This window comes from Streptomyces sp. MJM8645 (assembly GCF_001625365.1).
Lineage (GTDB): Bacteria > Actinomycetota > Actinomycetes > Streptomycetales > Streptomycetaceae > Kitasatospora.
Genome location: NZ_LJJF01000002.1, coordinates 318,934 through 333,412, shown reverse-complemented (window position 1 = coordinate 333,412; position 14,479 = coordinate 318,934). Strand labels below are relative to the sequence as shown.

At 71.4% G+C, this 14,479-nt stretch carries 11 protein-coding genes; 4 read left to right on the top strand and 7 right to left on the bottom strand.

Annotation, left to right across the window (positions count from 1 at the left end; all coding sequences use genetic code 11):
• Window positions 1-56 precede the first annotated feature (56 nt).
• Genes A6F73_RS32350 through A6F73_RS39820 form a run of 5 tightly spaced genes read right to left on the bottom strand, consistent with a single transcriptional unit; the run spans window position 57 to window position 9,032 of the window.
• Window positions 57-1,304, bottom strand: coding sequence for an aminotransferase class I/II-fold pyridoxal phosphate-dependent enzyme (locus A6F73_RS32350; protein WP_063351932.1), 1,248 nt, complete (start codon window positions 1,302-1,304; stop codon window positions 57-59).
• Window positions 1,301-3,304, bottom strand: a complete 2,004-nt coding sequence (locus A6F73_RS32345; RefSeq protein ID WP_063351931.1) for a condensation domain-containing protein — start codon at window positions 3,302-3,304, stop codon at window positions 1,301-1,303. Before A6F73_RS32345 ends, A6F73_RS32350 begins: the two co-directional genes overlap by 4 nt.
• A gap of 10 nt (window positions 3,305-3,314) precedes the next feature.
• Window positions 3,315-4,592 (bottom strand): beta-ketoacyl-ACP synthase II, encoded by a 1,278-nt coding sequence (gene fabF / locus A6F73_RS32340; protein WP_208869228.1) that lies wholly within the window; start codon window positions 4,590-4,592, stop codon window positions 3,315-3,317.
• 25 nt (window positions 4,593-4,617) lie between these two features.
• Window positions 4,618-6,306 carry a thiamine pyrophosphate-binding protein gene (locus A6F73_RS32335; RefSeq protein WP_063352701.1) on the bottom strand — a complete coding sequence of 563 codons (1,689 nt, stop codon included), beginning with the start codon at window positions 6,304-6,306 and terminating at the stop codon, window positions 4,618-4,620.
• A 32-nt stretch (window positions 6,307-6,338) separates the two neighbouring features.
• On the bottom strand, window positions 6,339-9,032 hold the full coding sequence (locus A6F73_RS39820; protein ID WP_079136451.1) for an aldehyde dehydrogenase family protein: 2,694 nt from the start codon (window positions 9,030-9,032) through the stop codon (window positions 6,339-6,341).
• Between the two features lie 162 nt (window positions 9,033-9,194).
• On the opposite strand from A6F73_RS39820, the gene A6F73_RS41835 reads away from it, so the two are divergent.
• Entirely contained in the window at window positions 9,195-9,500 is a 306-nt protein-coding gene (locus A6F73_RS41835) for a hypothetical protein (protein WP_159398646.1), read from the top strand.
• A 4-nt stretch (window positions 9,501-9,504) separates the two neighbouring features.
• On the opposite strand, the gene A6F73_RS32325 is transcribed toward A6F73_RS41835, so the two are convergent.
• Both A6F73_RS32325 and A6F73_RS32320 read right to left on the bottom strand, forming a co-directional pair.
• On the bottom strand, window positions 9,505-10,170 hold the full coding sequence (locus A6F73_RS32325; RefSeq protein ID WP_063351929.1) for a response regulator transcription factor: 666 nt from the start codon (window positions 10,168-10,170) through the stop codon (window positions 9,505-9,507).
• Window positions 10,171-10,206: 36 nt separating this feature from the next.
• Window positions 10,207-11,217 carry a sensor histidine kinase gene (locus tag A6F73_RS32320; RefSeq protein ID WP_079136450.1) on the bottom strand — a complete coding sequence of 337 codons (1,011 nt, stop codon included), beginning with the start codon at window positions 11,215-11,217 and terminating at the stop codon, window positions 10,207-10,209.
• A 267-nt stretch (window positions 11,218-11,484) separates the two neighbouring features.
• On the opposite strand from A6F73_RS32320, the gene A6F73_RS32315 reads away from it, so the two are divergent.
• The 3 genes from A6F73_RS32315 to A6F73_RS32305 are packed head-to-tail and all read left to right on the top strand — an operon-like array spanning window position 11,485 to window position 14,422.
• On the top strand, window positions 11,485-12,264 hold the full coding sequence (locus tag A6F73_RS32315) for an ABC transporter ATP-binding protein (protein ID WP_244293782.1): 780 nt from the start codon (window positions 11,485-11,487) through the stop codon (window positions 12,262-12,264).
• Complete coding sequence (locus tag A6F73_RS32310) at window positions 12,261-13,601, top strand: ABC transporter permease (protein WP_063351927.1); 1,341 nt, start codon at window positions 12,261-12,263, stop codon at window positions 13,599-13,601. Before A6F73_RS32315 ends, A6F73_RS32310 begins: the two co-directional genes overlap by 4 nt.
• 26 nt (window positions 13,602-13,627) lie before the next feature.
• Window positions 13,628-14,422, top strand: coding sequence for a DUF4097 family beta strand repeat-containing protein (locus A6F73_RS32305; protein ID WP_244293780.1), 795 nt, complete (start codon window positions 13,628-13,630; stop codon window positions 14,420-14,422).
• Window positions 14,423-14,479 lie beyond the last annotated feature (57 nt).

The following is a 14,479-nucleotide window of genomic DNA, read 5'->3' as shown; positions in this document are numbered from 1 at the left end:
GTCGGTGAGGAGCCCCGGTGGGGCGGGCCCCGGTGCGGCGGGCCTTGGTGGGGACGTCAGAGCCCGAGGCGTCGTCGGTAGGCGAGGAGGGTGCGCAGGAAGCCGTCCAGCTGCTCCTCGGTGTGGCCCGCGTGCGGGAACAGGCGCAGGAGCGCCTGGTTGCGTGAGACGGCCGGGTAGGAGAAGACGGGGACGAGGTAGCCGTCCTCGACGAACCACTCCCGCATCTGCAGGGCGGCGGCGTCGCTTCCGATCGGCACCGAGAGCATGTACGACTCGGTCGGCGTCGTCGCCGTGCCGGCCTCGTGCATCTGTTGGCGAAGGCGGGCGGCATGCGCCAGGTAGTCGTCGACGATCCCCGGAGTGCCGGCGAGGACGTCGATCGTGCGGTCGGCGGCGTAGGCGGTCGGCGGCTGGATGGCAGCCGTGAACATCGAGGTGCCGGAGAGCAGTTCGAAGGCGTCGATGGCCGCCGCCGGCCCGGCGATCGCGCCGCCTTCCAGACCGATGGCCTTCGACAGCGACACCATGACGAAGTCGGCCCGCTCCCGGATCGCGGCCGCCTCCCGGGCGTAGGGGCGGTTCTCGGGTCCGTAGACCATGAAGCCGTTCGCATCGTCGATCATGCTGACGGCGCCGTGCCGGTCGCACTCGTCGAGGATCTCCACGATCGGCCCCATGGTGCCGTCGGCCGAGTAGATGCTCTCGGCGATCACCACGGTCTTGCGGGTGCGGGCCCGGTCCAGGACGCGTGCCAGGTCGGAGACGTCGTTGTGCCGGAACGCGTGGACGTTGCGGCCGTAGTCAAGTCCCTGGAGGCCCTTCCAGATGCTCCAGTGGACGTCGCGGTCGACGACGAACACGGTGTCGTGGTTGCGCACCTCGATCCCGGCGTCGAAGTGCGCGGAACTGCTCATGGCGTGGACGAACCCGATGTTGGCCAGGAGCCCCGTGGCGAAGCTGATGGCTCGTTCCTTGCCGGTGTGACGGGCGATCGTCGCCTCCAGCACCTGGTGCGGGCGGCAGATCCCCTGGGTCATCCTGGACCCGCTGGTGCTCAGGCCGTGGGCGAGCGCCCCCTCCGCGAAATGACGCCGTACCGGGACGTGGCGCTCCAGATCGAGGAAGCTGATGCTGGCGAAGTTCACCAGCTCGCGGCCGTTGCGGACGATGGTCGGCCCGACCGGACCGTCCACCACCGGCGGGCGGTACGCCGTGTCGTGGGTGTTCGCCTCGACGAAGGCGGCGAAGGCCCACGGGGCCAGGCGGTCCGCGGAGGGTCCAGCGGTGCGGGACGCGGTCATGGCGAGGTGTCTCCTCCACGATGGGCGCGGGGCGGTGAGGGCTCCAGGGCGGTGGCAAGGTGGCCGAGCGAGGCCGTTCCGGCCAGTTCGTCCGGCGCGATCCCGGTGAAGCCGAACCGGTGGAGCAGCGCCAGCAGACGAGGGACGGCGACCAGGGTGACTCCGTGGTCGGCGAGGCAACGGTTCATGTCCACCGCGTCAGGGCTGTCGGAGGAGCCGTCCGGCGGACCGCCGGGTGCGGCGGCGGCCACGGCGGCGGCCAGCGCCCGTTCGGCGCCTGTCGCGGGCGGGCGCGGCGGGATCCGCAGCGCTGCCGTGCCGGTGGTGGAGGTGATCGCGGTGCGGGACCGGTCGGACCGACGGCCGGATCCGGGACCGGCCGGGGACAGGACGTAGCGGCCCGGGGCCGCGATGCCGGGCACTTCGTCGAGGTGGTCCAGGACGTGGCGGTACAAGTCGTCGGGGGTGACACCGGGGGCGGTGCGAGCGCGTGCGACGAGGTGCGGTTCGCCTTCCCCCGCGGCATCCCCGCTGGGCGCCACCGTCACGTCGAGCACTCCGGGGTGGCCGCGCAACACGTCCTCGACCTTGGCCGGGCACACCCACCCCTGCGGGGCGCGCCACCATCCGGAGGCGGCCGGTGTCAGCGGGCGCGCCGGAACCGGGCACTCGGCACCGCCGGCGAGCGCGCGCAGGAAGGCGCACAGACGGACGGGCAACGCCACGGCCTGCCCGGCGTCGAGCAGGTGGTCCCCGACGGTGACATCGAGGGTGACGGCCCCCGCGTCGAGGCTGAGGTCGACGTAGAGCGTGTCGCAGGGCTCGTCGGGCGCGCTGCGGATCCAGGTGGCGGACGCGTCCGGCAAAGTGTCGTGCGCGGGGGCCGGGTACCCGGGGACCAGGTAGTCGCGCGGCCACGAGTAGCAGTTGTACTCGATGGTGGGCACGGTCACGACACCGAGGCGACGGTGCATCCGCGCCTCGGCGGCGACCAGTTCCGCGGGGCGCCACTGACCGTGCCGGTAGGCGGCGGCGGAGGCGGCGGCCACCGAGGCGACCACCTCGCCGAACGCCGCGCCCGGGCGGAGGTCGATCTGCACCGGAACCGTCAGGGCCCGGACGCCGACGCTGTTGCGCAGAGCGGCCCGGGCCCGGTTGGAGACGACCACGGACGCGAGGAACCGGTGTTCACCGGTGCGGCCGACGACGTCGTGGGCCAGCGCCGCGAGCACGACGACCTCCGGGCTGACCCGATGGCGCCGGGCGACGCGGTGGAGATCGTCGTACGCACCCACCGAGCGGTGCTGGAGGCGGTGGCGCCCGGCGCCGTCGTCGGCCCCGCCGAACGGTGCCAGCACGCCGGTCGGATTGCTCGCGCGCCGCGCGAGCCACTCGCGCTCCGCCGCGCGGGCGCGTTCCAGGGGCTGGGCGGCGACCGTGTCGAGCGGGTGCACGGGCGCCTCCGCCGGCGCGCCGACGCCGCGCAGTTGATCGTGCAGTTGGTCGTGCAACTGGTTGATCAGTACCGCCAGCCCCCAACCGTCGATCAGCACGTGGTGGGCGGCCAGCAGGACCGCACGCGGCCTTCCCGCCACGAGCAGCACCCTGGCGAGCCAGGGCGGATTCCGCTCGGGATCGATCGGGCGGGCGGCCAGCGCCGCGGTGGCGGCCTCCAGGGTGCCGGCATCGACGGCCGGGACGTCGAGGTGGTCGACCGGCAGCGGGGCCCAGTCCGCGCGGTGGACGTGCTGGATCGGGCGGAGCGGGTCGACCGTGGTGCGCAGCGCCTCGTGACGGGCGGTGAGGGAGGCCAGCGCCACGTGGACGTCGGCGAGGGTTGCCGGGGGCGGGACGTGGCAGTGGTCGGCGAGCGGCGTCGGGTTCACCCGCCGTGCTGCGGGAATGGTGCGTTCGAACCAGTGCCACTGCTGGACCCAGGTCAGCGGCCCGCTGCGGGTGACGGCGGCGGCGCTCGGGGTCGGCTCCGGGAGGCGGTTCACGGCCGGGCCCTCACACCGCTCGGACCACGAGAGCGGCATTGTGGCCGCCGAAGCCGAACGAGTTGCTGAGAGCGATCCGCATCCGCTCGTGGTGCTGCGCCCGGTGCGGCACGAAGTTGATGTCCGGGTCGATCGGCTCGTCGCAGTTGATGGTCGGTGGGACGTCACCCGTGCGCAGGACCTGGATCGAGGCCACGAGCTCGACCGCTCCGGCGGCACCGATCATGTGCCCCGTCATCGACTTGGTGGAGCTGACCGGGATCCGGGTGACACGATCACCCAGCACCTTGCGCAGGACGGCCGTCTCGGTGGCGTCGTTCAGCACCGTTCCGGTGCCGTGCGCGTTGACGTAGTCCACGTCCGCCCCCGTGATCCCCGCGTCGCGCAGCGCCGCCTCGACGGCGAGGCACGCGCCCCGCCCCTGCGGATGTGGGGCGGTCCAGTGATGAGCGTCGGAACTCGCTCCGTAACCCGCGAGTTCGGCCAGAGCCGTCGCCCCTCGCCGGTCGGCCACCTCGGCGGCCTCCAGCACCACCACGGCGGCCCCCTCGCTCATCACGAACCCGTCGCGGTGCGCGTCGAACGGCCGGCACGCCGCAGTCGGGTCGTCGTTGCGCCTGGACAGCGCGCGGGCGTTGCCGCTGCCCGCGAGGTCGACGGTGGTGACGCAGGCGTCGGCGCCGCCGACCAGGACGACGTCCGCCTCCCCGTTGCCGATCATGCGCATCCCCGCGCCCACCGCGTCCGCGCCGCTGGCGCACGCCGTGCTCTGGGCCCGGCTGGGCCCCTGGGTGCCGAGACGCATGCTGATCTCGCAGGCTGCGCTGTCCATGGCGGTGGTGACCTGGGTGAACGGGCTGATGCCCCGCGGCCCCTTGTCGCGCAGCGTGTTCGCGGCGCGGTAGATCGCCCCGACCGGGCCGTAGCCACTGCCGATGATCACGGCGACCCGCGGCGCCAGGCGGTCGTCGACGACGAGTCCGGCGTGCTCGCACGCCTCCAGCGCCGCGGCGAGGGCGTACTGCGCGTACGGGTCGGCGCGGCGGCTGACCGTCGGCGGCATGTAGCGGCCGGGTGTGAAGCCGCGCACCTGGCCGCCGATCCGGACGCCGAGACCGGTCACGTCGATCGCGTCCACGGTGGCGATGCCGCTGCGGCCGGCGAGCATCGCCGCCCAGGTCTCGCCGACACTGTGGCCGAGCGGCGTCACCGCCCCGTACCCGGTGACCACCACCTGTCGCCGGGGCCGGCTGCGCCCGGCACCGCCCCGCTCTCCTGCGTTCGTCACTGGGGAACCACCTCGGCTGCGTTCGTCACTGGGGAACCACCTCGGCGTCGCGGATGCAGGGGAGGATGTCGTCGGGCGCTACCGGCACCATGAGCACGGCCGTGCCTCCCCGGGAGCAGAACCGTCGCGCGGCAAGAAGCTCAGCGGTCAGCGCGGCCTTGTCGCGCAGCACTCGACAGTGGATGTCCGGCCCGTCCACCACGGGCGGCGGCGCGCCCGGGCGGGCGAAGGGGTGGTGTTCGGCGTCGAGCCCGAGGCGGGCGCGCTGGGCGTCCAGCCAGCCGTAGCCGCCGTTGCACAGCACCACGTACAGCACGCCGCCGTGGGCCGGAGCGGTGACGGCGATGTCCGCGCGGGCCGCGAGGAATGCGCCGTCCCCGATGAACGCGGTGACCTGGTGGCCCGGGGCGGCCCGCTTGACCCCGATGGCCGCGGCCGCGCCGAAGCCCAAGGGGGTCTGCTCCGACGGCACGACGGACCCGCCACCGACGTGGAAGGGGAAGCCGTAGGACCACATGTCCTGCAGCCCGTTCTCCTGGACCAGCACGCGGGGCTCGCCCGCGGTGGCGTCGAGCGCGGCGAGCAGCTCGGCGATGCGGATCCCCGGCAGCGTCGCCGCGCGGGCCAGTTCCGCCTCCACCTCACGTGACATGGCCTTGCGGGCGTCGGCGATCCTGTTCGCCCACACCTCGGTCGCGTCCGCGCGTTCGGCCTCGCCGCCCTCCTCCAGCGCCCGCGACCAGCCGAGCACGGCGTGCCGGGCGTCCCCGAGCACCCGCGGGCCCGCGAACTCGGCCGACAGGCCGCCCGGATCCACGTTGACCTGCACCACCGCGACCGGGGGCCACGGTGTTCCGCCTTCGACGACCGTCTCCTCGAGTCGCCCGGCGAGCGACACCACCAGGTCGCAGGACGACCACAGTTCGCGGGCGGGGGCCGCGGCGTAGAGGCCTGCCACGCCGCAGAACAGCGGGTGGTGCTCGTCGACGGCACCGCGGCCGGACGCGGTGGTGAAGAGCGCCGCGCCGAGGCGTTCGGCGAAGCGCTCGACCACGCCGCCGCCGTTGCGGTGCCGCATTCCGCCGCCCACCAGCACCACCGGACGCCGGCTCTCGCGGATCGCCGCCAGGGCCGGCCCCGGCGTCACGGGAACGGACTCGAGGACCAGTGGTTCGGGCAGCGTCGGCCATGCTCCGGTGACGAGGATCTCGGCCGTGCGGACGTCATCGGGCACCTCCAGGTACACCGGTCCGGGCGGCGGGCCCAGAGCCCGGGTCAGCGCCGTCACCGCCGCGGGGACGACCCGGTCCGGATGCCCCACCCGGTGCGCCCACCGCACGAGCGGCGCTGTCACGGCGACCTGGTCGAGTTCCTGGAACCCGCCGCTGCCCCGGCGGCGTTCGGGCACGCCGGCGGCGAGCACGAGGACGGGTGCACCGGACTCCCGCGCTTCGAGCAGTCCCGTGGCCGCGTGTGTGACAGCCGGGCCCTTGCCCAGTGCGCATACGGCGAGCCGGCCCGACTGCAGCGCGTAACCGGTCGCCATGTACATCGCGTTGCGCTGGTCACGGCACGGCACGAGGTCCAGTCCGGCGGCGTCGAGGGCGCGAAGCAGCTCCAGATCGTCGCCGGGCAGTCCGAAGCAGATGTCCACCCCGTTGGCCACCAGCAGGTCGACGATCGCGGACCACGCGTCGGCGTACCGTCTGCTCATCTGGGTCACCTTGCTCAGCTGGCTCACCTGGGTCACTCCCCGCTCACCGTGACGGGGGCAGCCGCCGGGAGGGTCTGCGCCACGGCCTGCGACATGAGCAGCGGTTCGGCGCGCCGCTCGCCGCCGTAGGAGATGTAGTTCGCCCGCATCCCGAATCCGCCGAACGGGCGGTTGCCGTCCTCGGCGTCGAGCAGCGTGTGGTCGACACAGGTCTGGTGACGCCTGGCCAGCACATCCACCGTCTCCGGATCGTTCCCGTAGACCATCGCTCCCAGCGCGCGCTCGCTGAAGTAGGGGTTCGACAGCCGTTCACGCAACAGCCTCGCGCTGGGATAGGCCACGACGTTGAACACCGGGGCGAACATCTCTTCGAGGGGGATCTTGTCGTCGAAGCCCCAGAGCAGCACGGTCGGCTCGATCTTGCGGGACGGCAGGTCGATGCGCCCGCCGTGCCGGATACGACGTGCGTGGTGCACCAGGTAGCCCGAGCAGTTCACCAGCGCCGAGTCGTAGAAGATCGGGCCGTAGTCGGCGGCGGGGTCGCCGTTCCGTCCGAATCGCAGCGAAGCCAGTTCGGCGGACAGCAGGTCGACGAAGTCCTCGGTGCGGCCCTTCGGCGTGAACACGACGTCGGGACCGAAACAGTCCTGGCCCGAGTTGTAGAGCCGGATCCTCGTGAGGTCGTGCACGGCGCGGGTGAGATCGGCGTCGGGTGCGATCACGAAGGGGTTGATGCCGTTACCGAAGAAGAGGAGGAGTTGGTCTTCCGCCAGCCCCTCGCGGACGGTCTCGGCATTGACGTAATTGCCGGTGAAGACGACAAGGTCCGCCTCGCGTACCGGCCCTGTCACGAATTTGCGCTGACTGAGCTCGGAAAGGCTGATGGGCAGGCCGTGAACCGGTGCCAGCAGGTCGTGCAGGTGTTGCACCTGGCTTTTGATCTCGGAGGACGGTCGAAAGGTGATTCTTTCGCTGTAAAGGGATGCTATGAGCATGTAGAGCGCGTAGGAATGGAGCGGCATGTTGGAGGGCATGAAGACCGCGACCCGAGGCACGCAGCCGGGCCGGACGCGACGGATCTCCTCCTCCGCTCCGTCCAGGGTGGCGAGGAAGGAACGGATCTCCGCGCCGGCGGTGTGGTGGGGCGAGATCTCGGTGAGGATTCCCATCACCGCGTCCTCGTTGTCGGCCACGTACTGGCGCACTGCGCGCAGCGCGTCGACACGGCCGGCGAAGGGGATGCGGTAGCCGGTCGCACCGACGGTCGCACCGACGGTCGAGCCGGTGGTCGAGCCGACGGTCGAGTCGGATGCGGTGACGTCGGTGGTCGTCCTGGGCGATGCGGGCAGCGAGCTCATGGCGATCTTCTCCAGAACGGCCCGGTCGGGCTTTCCCGTGTTCGTGAGGGGCAACGAGGGAAGCACGACGATGTGGTCGGGCTGCTCGTAGCGGGCGAGCACAGGGCGCAGCAGCCGTTTCCAGTGCGCGGGCTCGTGAGCGTCCGGGTCCGCGATCACGAACACCAGACGACAGCCCAGACGTGCGTCGGGGACCGCGACGACCTCGGTCTGCGCGCCGGCCGACTCGGCCAGCTTGGCAAGGTGGTCGGGATAGAGCGTGTGGCCGTCACGGTGCGCGGCGTGCTTGCGCCCGACCGGGAAGACACGGCCGGCATCGTCGATCAGGCCGATGTCGCCGGTGCGGTGAACGGGACTCGAAACCGGAACGATCTCACCGTCGGTGCCGAGGTGGCCGGTCATCAGGCCGTCACTGCGGACGACGAGCTCGCCGAGCCGGCCGGGGGGAAGCGGCCTGCCGTGGTCGTCGTGGACTTCGACGACCACACCGGGCAGCGGCGTGCCGCACCCGACCGGATCGGTCGGGGGCGCCAGCGCGATGTTTCCGGCCTCGGTCGCTCCGTAGCCGTCGAGCAGGTGCCGGCCCGTGCGGGCGTGGAACCGGGCCGCCAGGCTGCTCCCCAGCGGCGCGCCGCCCACGCACCAGGCTCGTACCGTCTCCAGCGCGTTCACGAGGGCGGGGCGGCGGTCGAGCACGTTGAGCAGGCTGTAGTAGGTCGACGGGGCTCCGTCGACGATGGAGAGGCCGTGGTCGACGCCGACCGCGAGCGCACGGTCCAGGCGCGTGGTCGGCCCGTAGACCACGAGCGTGCCTCCGCCCAGCCACCAGCAGAGGACCAGGGACAGGCCGTACTGGTGGGAGTACGGCAGGATGGGCAGGAAGACGTCGTCGGGCCGGTACCCCATGCGTTCCGCACTGAGCGCGAGGTTGTCCAGAATCGAACGGCCGGAGCGGACGATGCCTTTGGGGCTGCCGGTCGTACCCGACGACCAGGAGATCGCGGCGTCCTGGCGCCGTGCCCAGCTCGCGACATCGGGCACGGCCGCGGTGTTCGAAGCGGGGCGCGGCGCCGCGGTGCGGCCCGTACCGTCGCCGATTTCGAGCACCACGCGCGCCTGGGCGCGGATCTTCGACCGCTGTGACGGGGTGGCGCGATGATCGGCCAGGACCACCGAAGCGTCGAGGTGAATGAGCGCGAGCAGAGCGACGACCCATTCCGGGGAATTGGCCCCGCTCATCATCACCCGCGAACCGGGTTCGACGCCACGGCGTGCGAGGAGTTCGGTGGCGGCGAATACGTGGGCCGTGATTTCGTCGGTTTCCCAGATGTGTCCATCGGGCGAGATCAATCTCCTGGAAACGGGCAACTCGTGCTCCTCAAAACCAGGTGGTTCAAATTGACTGTCCCATACCTGAAGAACGGTGTCGAGTGCTTCGACGAAATTCCGCTACCTGTGAGGGGTGATTGAGTGTGTAGTGACGAAAGAGGCTTATGGGGTGTGAGGTATTCTCAATAGAAATCATTTAATATGGCCATTGAGGGCGAAGGTGGAGCGGGCAACGCCGCCGATCAGGTCACCACCGCCACCGGCACACACGCCGCCGGACCCGACTCCTTGCTCGGACCGATCGGCCGGATGGTCCTGGACAACCTGCTGCCCACCGCGCGGCGCCAGCGCGTCAAGGCCCGCAGCCGCAAGAACCCAACGAGCAAGTACGGGCCGAACGCAGGAGAACACCCGCAAACCACCCAGACCCACGCCCTTTCCGTCGAGATCCACGTCATGGAAGACGGACTTGCACCACGCCGCGGCCGGCAAACGCAACGGCGTTGAAGTCCTAGTTGTATTCGAACCAGGTCAGGATGGCCTTCACCCGGCGGTTGTCCTCGCCGGAGGGCATGCCGAGTTTCAGGAAGACGTTCCCCACGTGTTTGGCCACGGCGGCGCCCGAGAGGAACAGCTCTGCCGCGATCTCCGCGTTGGAGCGGCCTTCGGCCATGAGAGCGAGCACCTCCTGTTCGCGGGCCGTGAGCCGGGCGAGCGGGCCCCGCGGCGGGTCGGCGCGGGTGACGTGGCGAACCACCTCGGGGTCGATCACCACTCCGCCGCCGGAGACCGTCTCGACGGCCCGCAGGAAGTCCGCCACTCTGCCCACCTTCTCCTTGAGCAGGTAGCCGACTGCCCCGTCGGCGCCCGGGCCGTTCAGGAGTTCGCGCACGTACGGGCCCGTGACGTAGGCGGAGAGGACCAGTACCGGCAGGTCCTGGTGCCGCGACCGAATGTCGATCGCGGCCCGGAGTCCGTCGTCGGTGTTCCCGGGCGGCATGCGAACATCCGTGATCACCAGGTCGGGGGCGGCTCCGGCGGCGGCGAGGTCGTCGACAGCGGCGACCAGTTCGTCGGCGTCCTCGCATTCGCGGATCACGTCGTGGGCACTGGAAACCAGGATCTCCCGGATTCCGGCGCGTATCAGCAGACTGTCGTCCGCCAGGATGATTCTCACAATCGATTTCCCATCGCTTTTCCCTGTCGAATTCCGTCACCACGGGGGTTGGGCCGGGGCGGATGCCACGACCTCCGTTCCGCCGCCCGGCGGGCTGATGATTTCGAGGTTCCCACCGACGCTTCGCATCCGCTCACGCAGCCCGGAGAGCCCGGATCCGGTGCTGATCCGCGCGCCGCCGGCGCCGTCGTCGCCCACCCGGACGCGGACGCCGCTCTCGGTGCACCGCATCTCGATCCGGGCGCTCCCGACGCCCGCGTGCTTGGCGATGTTCGTCAGGGCTTCGGAGACCGTGAAGTACACGGCCGTGGCGATCGTCGAGGAGAGCCAGGCGTCCGTACCGGTGCTGGTCAGTTCGACCTGCAACGGTGATCTGGCCACCAGTTCCCGGACGGCGGCGATGAGACCGAGATCGCTCAGTTCGCTGGGGTGGATGTCGCGCACCGTCTCCCTCAGCCGTTCGAGCGCGCGCTCCGCCTGGGCCTGGGCCTGGCGGGCCAGCTGGACGATCCGTTCCTGGTCGGTGGCCGTCGCTGCGGCTTCCAGGATTCCCAGGCGCATGACGAGGGCGACGAGTTCCTGCTGGGCGCCGTCGTGCAGGTCACGCTCGATGCGCCGGCGCTCGTTCTCGAAGGCCGCCGTCAGCGAGGCCCGGCTGGCGCGGACTTCCTCCAGTTTCGCGAGCAGGTCGGGGTTCCGGCTCCCCGAGAAGGCCCGCAGGAGCAGGTCGCGGAGCAGGGAGATGCCGGCCAGCGCGCCCACGGTGACCGCACCGAGGGCGATTCCCGCAGGCACCGCCACGAGGGTTTCCCACAGGGCGGCCGGGGTGAACGGGCCGACTTTCGCGGCGATGCCGAAACCCCAGAGGACGGGGGAGAAAACCAGCGCCAGAGCGCCGAAGAATCCGAAGAAGCCCACCAACAGCGAGAGCGCGGACAGGAGCGCGGCGGTGACGAACACGGGGAGGTCGGTCCTCCACACCGACCGTGTCCGCAGCCGACCGGCCACCCACTGCGGCCAGCTGCGGCCGGCGGGTCGCAGCGGCATCGTCCGGACTCCGCACCACTGCGCCCTGGCGCGGTCCAGTTCGGCCACCACCGGAACCGAGACCGGCGCAGCGAGAACGGAAATCAGGAGAATCGGAAAGGCGGCCACTGCGACGAATTCGGTCAGCAGCCTCCGGGCAACACGAATCTGCGCCATGATCAACATTTTCGCACAGTTCGGATCGGTCAGGCGGTAGATCCAAGTCTACCTCCAATAGCAGTGCAGGAACCCGTGCACTCCACTGCCCGGCCCTGCTTTCCTTGATTCATGCCAGTTTCCACTACCGCTCCCGTGCCGTGCATTCGTTTGCGCGGCCTTCGGACGGAATTCCCCATTCCCGGCCGCCGGGGCGAGACGACGCGCGTCCTGCACGACATCGACCTGGAGATTCCCGAAGGCCGGCTGACCGCCGTCGTCGGCCCCTCCGGTTCGGGCAAGTCGACGCTCCTGCTCTGCACGGCCGGGCTGGAGCGGGCGACCGCGGGGTCCGTCGAGATCCTCGGGACGGACGTCCGCTCACTCAGCCCCCGCAAGCAGGCCGCGTTCCGCAGCGAGAACATCGGCTTCGTCTTCCAGGAGTACAACCTCGTCAGCTCGCTGACGGTCGAGGACAACATCGCCCTGCCGGCGCGGCTCGCCGGCCGCCGGGTGCCCAGGGCGCGGGTCGAGGACGCCATGGCGCGGCTCGGCATCGCCAAGCACGCGCGGCGACGCCCCGACCGCCTCTCCGGTGGCGAGCGCCAGCGCGTCGCGGTGGCCCGGGTGGTGGCGAACCAGCCGCGGATCGTCTTCGCCGACGAGCCGACGGGTGCGCTCGACCTCAAGTCGGGTCATGTGGTGCTCGACTGGCTGCAGGCGCTTCCCGCGCAGGGGAGCACGGTGCTCATGGTCACCCACGACCCTCATGCGGCCGCGCGGGCCGATCAGGTCGTGGTGATGGGGTCCGGGCGGGTACACGCCGTCATCCCCGGTGGCGACTCCCGCGCGGTGGGCGACGCCGTCCTCGCGGCGCAGTCGGCGGACGAAGCGGGCGGGGAGGAGTCGTGATCCGGCTCGTGCTGTCGGACATCCGCCTGCAGGCGTCGATGTGGTGGTGGACGCTCCTGTGCGCCACGGTCGGCGCGGCGTGCTCGGCGGGCTCGGCCATCGCGATGTTCACCGCCGTCTCGGCGGCGCGGGCGGCGGGTGACGCACGGATGGTCTCCGCGTCGATCGCCCTCGGCGGCAACATCGTCTTCTTCACCGTGCTCGCCGCCGTGGGCGTCGTCGCCTCCGCGGTCGGTCTGACGCTGACGACCCAGCGGCGCGAGCACGCCCTGTGGGTGATCCTCGGGATTCCGCGCCACCGGGTCAGGTTCATCCTGCGGACGGAGATGGTGGTGCTGGGCGCGGTGGCCGGCGCGCTGGCCGCACCGCTCGCCCTGCTGGTCGCGGGTGTCGCCCTCGCGCAGTGGAAGGGGACGGGTCTCGAACTGCACGGGGCCTCGGTCGGGTTCCGGTTCTGGTACGTCGGCGTGAGCGTGCTGTTCGGACTGGTTCCGTGCCTGCTCGGGGGCTGGGGCGTCACCCGGCGGGCCGCCAGGACGCCGGAGATGCGCGCCTTCCGGGACCTCTCCGATCCCCCGGCGCGGCCGGGCGTAGCCCGCGGTGGCCTCGCCCTGTGCCTGCTCGCCGGTGTGGTCGGGATGTGGGTCCCCGGCCTGGGCCTCGAACTCAAGGGCGGGCTCGCCCAGCGGACGGCCTTCGCGTTCGCCGGGAACCTCTTCCTCCTCTGCCTGCTGCTGCTGATGGGGCCGTGGGTGCTCACCCCGCTGATGAAGCTCTGGACGGCGCTGGTGCCCTCGCGCGGCGTCGCCTGGCACCTTGCCGTGCAGTCGTGCCGGGCCCGCGCGACGAGGAGCGTCACCACGGTGCTGCCCTTCGCGCTCTCCCTGTCGTTCGTCGGCCTCTTCATGGTGATGGGGAAGGTCATGCCCGGAGGCAGCGCCGGGCTGGACAACATCCTGGTCGTGCTGGGCTGGGTCTTCGTCGTGTCCTGGGTCGGGGGCCTCGCCGTGATCGCCCTCGTCGGGCGGGAGCGCGCCCGTGACTCCTCCGTCGTGACGGTGGCCGGTGCGCGGCCGGGGGTGGTCACCCGGTCGATCGTCTACGAGGGGGCGATCTACGCGGGGACGGCGATCGTCTTCGGCGCGCTGTTCGTCGCCGTGTCGAGTCTCACCATCGCCCTGGGAGCCCGGATCGACGTCGTCCGGGTCCTGGCGGGCCTCCCCTGGGCCACGCTCGGGGCGCTCGCCGCCGGGACGCTGGTCACCACCTGCCTCGCGCTGGTCCTGCAGGCGGCCCGGGTGTCGCGCACGGTCGCGGTCCGGGCGCTGCGCTCGTGAACCGGGGTGCGGGAATCCACACCACCATGTTCGTTGACGAAGGAAGAATTTCGATGAAACCGACCACGCGCACGCTTCTCGCCTTCGGCGCAGCCGCGCTCCTCGGCCTCGCCGCCACGGCCTGCACCACGGACGGCGCATCGGCCGACGCGACCGTGGAATCGAAGTCCTTCGACTTCGCCGGTGGCAGCCTGACCGTCAACTCCGGTTCCGCCGACCTCGCGCTGGTGGCCGCCGACATCGAGGGCGTTCAGGTGGAACGACGGGTCAGCGGCAGGAAGGTCGGCGGGGAGGTGGGGTCCGGCTGGCAGCTCGAAGGGGGCACGCTCACACTCTCGCTGGACTGCACGGGGATCTCGGTGGGCTGCAGCGCGAAGTACACCGTGAAGGTGCCGCGCGCCGTCGCCGTCACCGCCGAGAGCGGCAAGGGGCGCATCGAGGCCACCGGCTTCACCGCGGACTTCTCGGCCAGGACCGCCGGCGGCGACGTCCGGTTGTCGGACCTCCACGGAGCCAAGCTGGCCCTGGAAGGCGGCGACGGAAGCATCAAGGGCGACGGGATCTCCGCCCGGTCCGTCAGCGTCACGTCGCGGAACGGCAACGTCGACCTGGGCCTGGCCGCCGTGCCCGACCTGGTCGACGTGCAGAGCAGGGACGGCAACGTCGAGCTGGGCCTGCCGGAATCGAAGTACGCGGTCCGCACGGCCGCGAAGAAGGGCGACGTCACCGTGAACGTCGCGAAGGACGACGCGAGCGGCCATTCCGTGGCCGTCCGGACCCGCAACGGCAGCATCGCCATCGGCAAGGGCGGGAAGTCCTAGCCGCCGCGCAGCAACCAGGCCGGAAGCGTTCGATCGAGCGCGAAAGTCGAACAGGAA

Coding starts and splice junctions, on each gene's coding strand:
- A6F73_RS32350 (WP_063351932.1), bottom strand. CDS start 1,304: ATGACCGCGTCCCGCACCGCTGGACCCTCCGCGGACCGCCTGGCCCCG.
- A6F73_RS32335 (WP_063352701.1), bottom strand. CDS start 6,306: ATGAGCAGACGGTACGCCGACGCGTGGTCCGCGATCGTCGACCTGCTG.
- A6F73_RS41835 (WP_159398646.1), top strand. CDS start 9,195: ATGGCCATTGAGGGCGAAGGTGGAGCGGGCAACGCCGCCGATCAGGTC.
- A6F73_RS32320 (WP_079136450.1), bottom strand. CDS start 11,217: ATGCCGCTGCGACCCGCCGGCCGCAGCTGGCCGCAGTGGGTGGCCGGT.
- A6F73_RS32315 (WP_244293782.1), top strand. CDS start 11,485: ATGCCAGTTTCCACTACCGCTCCCGTGCCGTGCATTCGTTTGCGCGGC.
- A6F73_RS32305 (WP_244293780.1), top strand. CDS start 13,628: ATGTTCGTTGACGAAGGAAGAATTTCGATGAAACCGACCACGCGCACG.